Source organism: Blautia faecis (assembly GCF_027662325.1).
GTDB lineage: Bacteria > Bacillota > Clostridia > Lachnospirales > Lachnospiraceae > Blautia_A > Blautia_A faecis.
In genome coordinates, this window is sequence record NZ_JAQDKY010000001.1 from 297,496 (window position 1) to 307,869 (window position 10,374).

Here is a 10,374-nt window from a genome sequence, read left to right on the forward strand (position 1 = left end):
CCCAGCAAAATAAAAAAACCAGAGTGGGGCGTACAGATTGCGGGAATGCTTTTTCAGACACGCTCTAACCTAAGAAAGAGGAACTAAAATATATGGCGATCAAATATAAATGGCTGGTTGAACAGCTAAGAGAAATCATTTCAGATTCTATTCAAAAGGGAATCAACAAGCTTCCCACCGAACAGGAGCTGGCTGTCAGATACCGTGTCAGCCGACAAACGGTCCGGGCTGCGCTGGCGGTTCTTGAAGATGAGCGGGAAATCCGCCGCATTAAAGGGAGCGGAGCTTACATTACCGGACTTTCCAGCCTGGAAGACCGGAATATAGTTGGAATTCTGATTCCCGATGAACAGCAATATGAATATCCTGCACTGATAAATGATATTCGTGTGGCGCTGGCTGCGGAGGGATTTTCCTGCAAGGTTTACCCCACTCACAATCATGTGGACCAGGAACGGCAAATCCTTCAGTTTCTTTTGAAAAGTCCGCTGCGGGCACTTATTGTGGAGCCTGTAAAAAGCGCCTTACCATCACCTAATACAGAGCTTTATCAAAGGCTGATACAAAGGGGAACTTCCATTTTGTTCCTGGGATGTGCTTATCCCCAGTTGTCTCAGATTCCAGTAATCTATGAAGATAATCTATATGGGGCTGGTCTTCTGGTGCAAAGTCTTGTGGAAAAAGGCCACTCTTCTATCGCCGGTATTTTCCAGATGGACGATCAGCGGGGACTTGAACGCTACCAGGGATTTCTGGATACCATGCAAAATCAGGGGCTGACTGTACCAGACCGCAACATCTGCTGGTACACCACACAGGAACTGGATGATTTCCGTCAGAGCCGGGATATCAGCTTCCTGAAAAAATTTCTAGAACGGATCACCCCCGACTGCACTGCTTTTATTTGTGAGGATGACTTTATTGCATGGCTGTTATGGGAAGAGTTGTCGCTTGGACAGGAGAAAAGGATAGCAACTCATGCTCCTCTTTCATCCTCTCTTCAAAACACTGGATTCAAAGCTACTTCCACCGGTCATAGTTTCGAAACCACAATAGCACTAGCCGCCTTCAATACCAGTTATCTTACCACATCTGGTCTGCTCCGCGCCACAACACTGACCCATTCCGCACACCAGCCTGGTACTCTGGCCGCCCATATGAGCATAAACAAATTAAAAGGACTCCCTGTCTCTTCACAGGAAGTCCCATGGCAGTTGTCACTGCCGAAATCACATAATTAATTTTGAATATCATGCAGTCCCCTTACTCCGATATTCCCTTGGGCTGCACCCGGATTTTTTCTTAAACACATAACTGAAATAATGGGGATCCTTATATCCCACCTCCTGTGCGATCTCTCCGGACGACTTGTCCGTCTCGCGCAGGAGTTTTTTCGCTCTGTCAACACGTTTGCAGGTAATATACTCTACAAACGTCTTCTGCATATTCTGGCTGAAAATTGCGCTTAAATAGTTGGCACTCATATTCACCGCATCCGCTACTTCATTCAGGGAAATGGTCTCTTTATAGTAATTCTCATCAATATAATCCAGCACTTTCCTCATGGCGCTGTTGCCCTGAGACTCATTCTTCTCATCCCTGATATCAATGGCACTCTGAAGAATGTCCACACAATACCCTGCCACCTGCGATGCCTTGATACTGGTATCCTGATATTTTCCCTCGATCCGTTCTGTATAACCCTCTTTTTCCACACCAATGGATTCCAGATACATAATAGTTGTAAACCGAATATGAAGCACCACATAATCCCGGAACATTCTGGACTCCAGTGCCTTACTCATTCCACCCAGATATCCCTGAACGAACTCCTGGATCTCACTGCTGCTTCCTTTTGTAAGAAAATCCTTGATGATCTCCGGATTCAGCTGTGAAGAATCCACTGCTGCCAGCCGGTTCTCTCCCTGCGAATTTACATAACTCTCCAAAGTATCTTCTGTAAGCACATGCAGTCCCGGCACCATAAAACGATATGCAAAATAATGATTCACACTCTGATAACACTGGGAAAGCAAGCTCAATCTCTCCACTGGTTTTCCTACAGCTACATACCAGTCCATCTGCTCTTCCCCTTCGCAGGTCCGCTTCACATACTCCACGCAATTATCTGTCAGCTCCGGAAGCCGGGACAATTCCCCCTTTACCAGAACTCCGTAACTGTTTACATTCCAGCGGAAAAGCAGATACTGGGGATAGCGGAGAAAATAATGAAGCACTTCATCCTGTTTCCGAAGAAAACCTGCCATCTTGTCCTTATTTTTCTCCTGTAAATACAGGAAAAGCAGATTATATCCTGCTGCCGTAATTTCTATAGACTGACGCTCTGCCTCATCATAAATCTCCTTAACCGACAGCTCCCCCTCCAGAATTTTTTCCATAAAACGCCGTCTGGAAAACTGCTCATACTCCTGGATCTCATTCTGAAACTGGGTGCGGTAGTCCTCCTGCTCCTGATCCTGCTCGATCTTATCTTTCAGTTCAAGAAGTACATTTTTCAGCTTCATTCTGGTAACCGGCTTCAGCAGATACTGGTCAACACCAACTTCAATTGCCTGTCTTGCATATTCAAAATCATCATAACCACTGATAATAATAATCTTCATCCGCGGAAATTCTTTGCTCACAATTTTACTTAAGGAAAGCCCATCCATAAAAGGCATTTTAATATCCGTGATCAATACATCCGGCTTCGTCTTACGGATCAGGGGCAAAGCCATTTCCCCATCTGCTGCTTCCCCTACAAAACGGTATCCGAACTGATCCCAGGGAATCCTGTCTCTGAGCCCTTCGCGGATCACCGTCTCATCTTCAACCAGAAATACCTTCCGTAACATTTTCTTCCTCCCCAACGTTCTCCTGGGTATACACCCGCTCCGGAACATAATATGCTTTCTCTATTTCTTTACCATCTTCCATATCCTGAATGATCTGCTCCACGTATTTTCCCTGGTCAGGATTACACTGGACATCAATGTTGATCTCCCCGTTTCTCACCAGCTCCACGCCCGCATCCACTGCGTCAAAGGAAATTACCGTAATATCGCCGTCCACTCCTGTAGTTTTTCCTACTTCTCTGATGGCTTCAAGCGCACCAAAAGTCATGTCATCGTTCTGTGAAACCACCACATCTATGTCCTCATACTGATCCAGAAGCCTTGCCATCTCTTCTTTTCCTTTTGCTGTGGTAAATTCTCCGTCTACCTGCTGCAAAATGTTCCAATTGCGCTGCACCTTTGCCACTTCATTGAATCCACGGGTTCTGCCGATGGTGGCGGAGGCGCCTTTGGTTCCTTTCAGCACTACGATGTTAACTTCGTCATCTTCCCTGCCCTGCTTTTTCATGTAATCCTCAAGCCAGTAACCGGCATCCTGTCCTTCGCAGACAAAATCGGAACCAACCCAGGAAGCATAGAGGGAGTCATCATCCACAGAAACCTTACGGTCTATGAGAATTACCGGAATCCCGGCATCCTTCGCCTCCTGAAGCACAGTGTCCCAGCCAGATTCCTCAATAGGAGAAAGTACGATATAATCCACCTGCTGGGAAATAAAGCTTCGGATGGCCTTGATCTGATTAGCCTGTTTCTGTCTGGCATTGTCAAAAATCAGCATGTAGCCGTTTTCCCTGGTGAAAGCGTCCTGAATGGACTGAGTGTGGGCACTTCGCCATACAGATTCGCTTCCCACCTGGGAAACACCTACTACGATCAGATTGTCGTCCTCCGCAGGAGTTTCCTGCACTTTACTGCTGCTCAAAGGACTTCCCAGAAGAACCAGTGCCACAAGCACAAACACAACCGGTGCTACAGCCCAGATGTTTTTTCTTATAAACTGTCTCATACGCCTGTCTCCTCCTGCTGTGGCCGTCCACCCTCAATTATCTTATTGGCATTCTGCTGTTTCGGATTATTTTTTATTTTTTTATTTGCGTCAGAATTCACGCTGTTGCCGACTTCAACTACTTTTGCTGTATCATTCCCTGTTTTCTCAACCGGAGCTTCCAGAAGAGCCGGAATTACAATCTCCACTGTAGTTCCCTTACCCTTCTGTGACTGGATCTTCATTCCATACTCCGGTCCGAAATACATGTGGATACGCTCATTTACATTTGCCAGGCCAAAGCCCTTCTCCGTCTCCTGGCAGGGCTTCTCGATCTGCTGACGAAGCTGTTCAAGCTCATCCTCATCCATGCCCACACCATCATCCCGGACAGTCAGACGGATAATATCTCCCTCTTTTTCCCCATGAATGTGAATACATCCCTTAGCACGTTTATACTTGATTCCATGGTAAAGTGCATTCTCCACCACCGGCTGAAGAGTCAGCTTCAGAATCTGATATTTATAAATTACCTGATCCAGCTGAATGTCATATTCCAGAATATCCCGGTAACGCATTTCCTGGATCTGGAGATAACTGCTGATATGCTTCTCTTCTTCCTTAATGGAGATAAATTCCTTTCCTTTGCTGAGGATCTCACGGAAAAAGTCCGACAGTGTAACAACCATGGTCACCGCTTCGTCCGGCTCATTGGACTCGATCAGCCACACAATGGTGTCCAGCGTATTATAAAGAAAATGAGGCTGGATCTGCTCCTGAAGAAGGCGCAGATCTGCTTTTCGCATTTTCCGCTCGTCTTCCTTTACCTTATCGATCAGAGACTGCATGCTTCCTGCCATTTTGTTAAAGCTCACTGCAAGCTCAGCCACCTCATCCTCGGAATCCGCCTGGGCTCTGGCATTAAAATCACCCTGAGCGATTTTCTCCGTAGCCTGGTTCAGCTGACTGATAGGCTGTATAATACCGGAAACGATCATCACCGCGCTGACTGCAACCACAATGATCAGCACGCCGATCAGCACACTGCACACCACCATAAACCGCCTGATCTGATCCTGCAGGGTATCTGTGACCTTGTCCATATAACGTGTCTGATAATAAATATAATACTGAATATCGTCCTGGATCAATTCTGTCAGAATGTAAATATTGTTGTCCAGCTTCTCAATATTCTCATTATATCTGCCACCGGCAGAAATGCTGTCCACAATATCGTCCACCCTTTTTTCCAGGGTATCGATATTGCGAAGAAGGCTCTCCAGCCACAGCTTGCTCTCAGATTCTGTGGTAATGGCTGTCAGTCTGGTAAACTCGCTGCGTAATTCATCTATTAAAGTATATGGATTCTTAAGACTTTTGTCTGTTTCGATGGTATCCAGAGTGACGTAGCCAACAACCAGCTTATACAGGCTCTCGTCCATCTCTTCTTTGAAATTCAGATTGTAATTGTTCGCTACAGTCATGTTGCTTACGATCTCATCGTAGGTATTGCTGTAGCTTGCCATCGAGGCAAGAAGATACATCACAAGAAGAATAAACGGCAGTGTTACCACTGCCGCCAGTGTAAGAATTTTCTTTTTCATAAAGTAAAACTTACCCCCACTCCCGCAGGTCCCCCGACCTGCAAATGCTGCTGTTCACGATCTTTCCCAAAAACCCTTCGCCGAACAATACCGCAATGTAATACATTATAATAATCCATGCCTACTGCACCGTCTCAATCATCTTCCCCACATAAGAATTCTGCACAAGCATAGGCTGCTCTGCTGCTCTCTTCATTTCCACCTGGATATTGCCCTGAATATCCTGCAAACACTCCAGAAGCAGCGGATTGAAGGTTCCGCACTCACCAGCCAGGATCATCTCCATAGCCTTCTCATGGGAAAATGCTTTCTTATAAACACGCTCGCTTGTCAGTGCATCATATACATCCGCAACAGAAACCACCTGGGCTGCAATCGGAATTTCTTCCCCCTTCAGACCATCCGGATAGCCCTTGCCGTCATAGCGCTCGTGGTGCCATCTGCAGATCTGGTAAGCCACCTTCACAAGCTCTTCATTCTGATAAACACCCAGGCTCTTCAGCATGGAAGCACCGATCAGGGTATGCTTCTTCATTTCCTCAAACTCTTCATTTGTCAGTCTGCCTGGTTTATTCAAAATCTTCTCGTCGATTCCCACTTTACCAATATCGTGAAGGGCAGATGCAATTGTGATCATGTACTGGTCAGACCATTTCAGATCATATTTGTCCGTTTTCTGCATCAGTCTGTCCAACAGAAATCCGGTCAACATCTTTATGTGCTGAACGTGCTGACCGCTCTCTCCATTACGAAATTCTACGATATGGCTGAGAATATCTATCAAAATTTGACTATTTTTTTCTTTTTCGCGAATTTGATCCGTTACAAGTGTGATTAGGCGCCTCTGTTTTGCGTATAATTTAATAGTATTATATACACGCCGGTAAACAACCCTGGCATCAAACGGGCGGCTGATATAGTCTGAAACTCCCATTTCATACGCCCGGCGTATATATGATTCTGTCTCCTCACTGGAGATCATGATGACCGGAATGTCCTCGATCCAATGATTCCGGTTCATCTCCTCAAGAACTGCAAAGCCGTCCATGCCAGGCATTACAATATCAAGCAACACCAGTGAGATTCCTGCACCATACTCCCGAAGCACGGAGAGACATTCCTCCCCATTGCTTACTTCCATAGTCTTAAAATCATGGTGCAGAATCTCCGCAAGAATATCACGGTTCAGCTCAGCATCATCCACGATCAGAATCTGCTGTTTCAGCTCATCACGATTAACCTCTGCGCCATCTGCATTTCCATCTTTTATCTCATTAGACTCGGTTACCACCAGATTCTTACGGGTTTTCGCCTGGTACATAAAGCGGTCAGCTCTTCCTACCACACTTCCCAGCGTTTCATCGCCCTCGGCAATTGTTCCTCCAATACTCACAGAAAGCTGAATCCCGGCATATCCCGGCACAGCAGCCAGATGGATCTTATCATGGATTTCCTGCAGTCTTCCGGCAAATTTCACTTCTGTTACTCCGGGAAGCACCAGAAGAAACTCATCCCCTCCATAGCGGATCAGAATATCATCCTTGCGGATATGCTTGCATATGGTTTCTGCAACAACAGTCAGTGCCATATCCCCGGCATTATGTCCATATGTGTCGTTATAAAGCTTAAAATCGTCCAGATCGATCATGGCAATTCCAGCCGGTCCCATCTTGGACTTCAATTCTTCTTCATAATAACGTCTATTGTATGCCTTCGTAAGAACATCCTGATACAGTCTCTCGTTATATCCGGTAAGGCTGCTGATCAGGCGCTCATGATCTTTCCGGTCGATCAGGCTGCTTTTGTCCATTTTCTTCAAAAGCTCCATTACATAAGGATTACCGTCAATTTCCAGATATTTAGCCATGATCTGATAAATGTCATCTCCAATAAATTCCAGCTTGCACAGCTCTGCCTTCCGTAAAAAGGCTTCCATTGCCACACAGCCCTGGCAAAAATGTCCTATGCACAAATCTGCTTTTTTTGTCTGTCCGCCCTCTGCTGCCAACAGACCTTCTGCATTCAATTTCTCCAGTTTTTCCTGGTCAAGAAGCCTTACAAAGTTAAAAACCCTACGGTAACAGACCATCTCGTATTCTGCCTGCTCCATGGTGATTTTGTAATCTGATACCATACTTTATCCATCCTTCTTCGTTGTAAAGCATATTTGGACAATAAGCTTTCTCAACTCTTCCTCTGTATATGCAATATAATCTGGTTTTTCCATACCTTCCGGAACCGTATAACGGTGATGGTTCATCCAGATGGTCTTCCATCCGGCATTTTTTGCACCTGCAATGTCATTCTCCAGAGAATCCCCGATCATAAAAGTATTCTCCGGCTTCATTCCCCATTTTTCTTCTGCCATGCGGAAGATCTTCACATCCGGCTTGACCACGCCCACACCTGCAGACACGATCAGCTGATCCTCTGTAAACCATTTATCAAGTCCCAGTGTGTGGAACTTCTGAACCTGATGGGAAAAAGGTCCGTTGGTGATCACGCCCATTTTCACTCCGGCAGCTTCGCATTCGTCCAGCAGTTGTATCATTACCCCTGAAACATGAAGATGGGACTGATTCTCTTTATATCTCTTCTGGAAGAGCTCTGCCTGCTCTCTGGTAAAGGGAATTCCCAGGTCTTTCATAGTATTTTCAATTCTGTAAATCCGGGATTCATGAATGGAAACCTGTCCACTCTCGCTGAACAGAAACATTTCAGCGCTTCTTTTCCCGAAAATCCGGTAAAACAGCTCCGGATCCGGAAGCTTCCTGCCCAGACTGAACTCACAGGCTGTAAGCAACGGCTCCATCTGGCTGTATAAGGTATCATCTATATCGAAAACCAGAAATCTTTCGTTGTTCATTTTACTGACTCTTTTCCTTTTTCGTATAACTCTAAAAAATATTATGCCGCAATCTGCAGACAACAAAATAATTATACCTTTTTAAGGCAGGTTACGCAATCTATTATTCAGTTTTCTATGCAATGTCATTTAGATAAGGTTTTTTATGATGAAAACAGTATATCATATGCGGTCATGCATTGAAAATACTGTTCAGTTAAGAAATGCTGTATTTTTCAGGTGGACTAATGCGTAGAAAGTAGGTGTATGATGAGTTCAAATCATTTTTTTGTGTATGACAAAACCTCCATGCCTGTTCTTGGCACCACCATAAATGAAACTGTACAGGCACAGGTATTGAATTTAATTGTTTACAATCTTATACTGGTGTTAACGGCAAAGATCGTTTTTTATTTGGGCATGAAGCCCGTAACTAAAACTGATTTCAGGTACCCTCATTTGCACCACCACCTGTCCAGCCTGTTATGGCAAAAGGACGTACAGTAAAATGATAACAGACAGAGTACCGTGCCGTAAATTTTATTTGGAGGTACCAGTATGGATAGAATTTACGACAATTGTTGTGGTATTGATGTGCACAAAAAACTCATTGTCGCCTGCTTTCGTAAAGGCAGCAAGCAGGAAGTGCGTGAGTTTGGTGCAACAACCAGAGAGCTTCTTGAACTGGCAGAGTGGCTCCAGACTGGCGGCTGTGAAATGACCGCAATGGAGAGCACCGCTTCTTATTGGAAGCCTCTGTATAACATCCTTGAATCTTCTGACCTGAACGCTATGGTAGTAAATGCACGCCATATGAAAGCGGTTCCGGGACGGAAAACCGATGTGAAGGATGCTGAATGGATTGCTTCAGCCCAGCTATATCCCCGATAAGGATCAGCGGGAGCTGCGAGAACTGGTTCGATACCGCAAAAGTCTCGTCGGTGAGCGTACCAGAGAATTAAATCGTCTCCAGAAAATGCTCGAAGGTGCCAATATCAAGCTGTCTGGTACAGTGTCAGATATCAATGGTAAAAGTGCACGCAGCATTCTGGAATACCTGCTCACAGGAAAATCTATCGACGAGGCAAAATACGATGAGATGTATGAGCAGAAAATCATTGCCCATAACCTAAAAGCAACCAAAGAGCAGATTATCGATGATCTCAATGGTGTCATGAGCCCACTGCAGCGTCGAATGATGAAGGAACTTTTGAATCATCTGAATGAACTCAATGTTCACATCAAAAATCTGGATGATGAAATTGACAACTTTATGAAACCCGAAGAAAAACAGGCATCCAAAGTAATCCAGGATGTAACTGGTATCGGTAATACCAGTGCACAGGCTATCATTTCTGTTATTGGAACAGATATGAGCCGTTTTCCTTCAGACAGACACATCTCTTCATGGTCAGGATTATGCCCCGGTGATAATGAAAGTGCAAAAAGAGGAAATCCGGTAAAACCAGAAAAGGTAATTCTCTCTTGCGGACAACTCTAATTACCTGTGCTCATGCTGCAGTGAAAAACAAAAAGTCATACTTCTATGCCCAGTTTATGAGAATCAGTGCACATCGTGGGTCAAAACGAGCCTATGTTGCAGTTGCCCATTCCATGCTCATAGCCATTTATCACATTCTCAAAGACGGTGTAGTTTTCAAGGATCTTGGAGCTGAGTATTATAATCAGTTTAATAAAGAACGCAAAATCAATGCGTATCTTAAAAAGTTAAAAGCACTTGGCTGGGAAGCCCCTGTTGTTGCCGCATAGGCTTATCAGACAAGTTTAAAACAGGCTAAATATTTAAAGGGGGGAGTTTGCGCTTTTTGACTCCCCGTAAGATATTGTTTCACAGTAATATATAAATACCCCATAATTTCAAGCTTTTTGGGGAATATGGTGTAATTTTATTAATGCATATTTACGACTACTGGTTCACCTATATTTCCACAGAAAATCCAGTATTTATGCGGGTAAATCGATTTTAGTCGTAAATTTACTGGAAGTTCACAAGAAATCAAGAATTTCATTTGAAACGGATTTACTCTGCATCTGGAACATAAACTGAATATACTCGCGGAAAGA

General features: G+C 44.7%; 7 protein-coding genes and 1 pseudogene. 3 read left to right on the forward strand and 5 right to left on the reverse strand.

Annotated features, from left to right (window positions below):
- Window positions 1-9: 9 nt before the first annotated feature.
- Together PGQ38_RS20335 and PGQ38_RS01190 are read left to right on the forward strand one after the other, a co-directional pair.
- A complete protein-coding gene (locus tag PGQ38_RS20335) occupies window positions 10-87 on the forward strand; it encodes a DUF6783 domain-containing protein (RefSeq protein ID WP_416386731.1) in 78 nt (25 codons plus the stop codon).
- A gap of 5 nt (window positions 88-92) precedes the next feature.
- Complete coding sequence (locus PGQ38_RS01190) at window positions 93-1,241, forward strand: GntR family transcriptional regulator (protein ID WP_270430576.1); 1,149 nt, start codon at window positions 93-95, stop codon at window positions 1,239-1,241.
- Between the two features lie 9 nt (window positions 1,242-1,250).
- Here the strand turns inward: PGQ38_RS01190 and PGQ38_RS01195 are convergent, their stop codons facing one another.
- From PGQ38_RS01195 to PGQ38_RS01215, 5 genes are all read right to left on the reverse strand, one after another.
- Entirely contained in the window at window positions 1,251-2,855 is a 1,605-nt protein-coding gene (locus tag PGQ38_RS01195) for a response regulator transcription factor (protein ID WP_118577731.1), read from the reverse strand.
- Window positions 2,830-3,861 carry an ABC transporter substrate-binding protein gene (locus PGQ38_RS01200; RefSeq protein WP_204454172.1) on the reverse strand — a complete coding sequence of 344 codons (1,032 nt, stop codon included), beginning with the start codon at window positions 3,859-3,861 and terminating at the stop codon, window positions 2,830-2,832. The genes PGQ38_RS01195 and PGQ38_RS01200 overlap by 26 nt, the downstream gene beginning before the upstream one ends.
- Window positions 3,858-5,444 (reverse strand): sensor histidine kinase, encoded by a 1,587-nt coding sequence (locus PGQ38_RS01205; protein ID WP_118577733.1) that lies wholly within the window; start codon window positions 5,442-5,444, stop codon window positions 3,858-3,860. The genes PGQ38_RS01200 and PGQ38_RS01205 overlap by 4 nt, the downstream gene beginning before the upstream one ends.
- Window positions 5,445-5,565: 121 nt before the next feature.
- Window positions 5,566-7,578 (reverse strand): diguanylate cyclase, encoded by a 2,013-nt coding sequence (locus tag PGQ38_RS01210; protein WP_270430579.1) that lies wholly within the window; start codon window positions 7,576-7,578, stop codon window positions 5,566-5,568.
- A 3-nt stretch (window positions 7,579-7,581) separates the two neighbouring features.
- The gene (locus PGQ38_RS01215; protein ID WP_270430580.1) at window positions 7,582-8,310 is read right to left on the reverse strand and encodes an HAD family hydrolase; all 729 of its coding nucleotides are present in this window, start codon (window positions 8,308-8,310) and stop codon (window positions 7,582-7,584) included.
- 537 nt (window positions 8,311-8,847) lie between these two features.
- Between PGQ38_RS01215 and PGQ38_RS20945 the strand changes: the two are divergent.
- Window positions 8,848-10,059, forward strand: a pseudogene (locus PGQ38_RS20945) (IS110 family RNA-guided transposase).
- Window positions 10,060-10,374: the final 315 nt, after the last annotated feature.

Coding starts and splice junctions, on each gene's coding strand:
- PGQ38_RS01200 (WP_204454172.1), bottom strand. CDS start 3,861: ATGAGACAGTTTATAAGAAAAAACATCTGGGCTGTAGCACCGGTTGTG.
- PGQ38_RS01210 (WP_270430579.1), bottom strand. CDS start 7,578: ATGGTATCAGATTACAAAATCACCATGGAGCAGGCAGAATACGAGATG.
- PGQ38_RS01215 (WP_270430580.1), bottom strand. CDS start 8,310: ATGAACAACGAAAGATTTCTGGTTTTCGATATAGATGATACCTTATAC.
- PGQ38_RS01190 (WP_270430576.1), top strand. CDS start 93: ATGGCGATCAAATATAAATGGCTGGTTGAACAGCTAAGAGAAATCATT.
- PGQ38_RS01205 (WP_118577733.1), bottom strand. CDS start 5,444: ATGAAAAAGAAAATTCTTACACTGGCGGCAGTGGTAACACTGCCGTTT.
- PGQ38_RS01195 (WP_118577731.1), bottom strand. CDS start 2,855: ATGTTACGGAAGGTATTTCTGGTTGAAGATGAGACGGTGATCCGCGAA.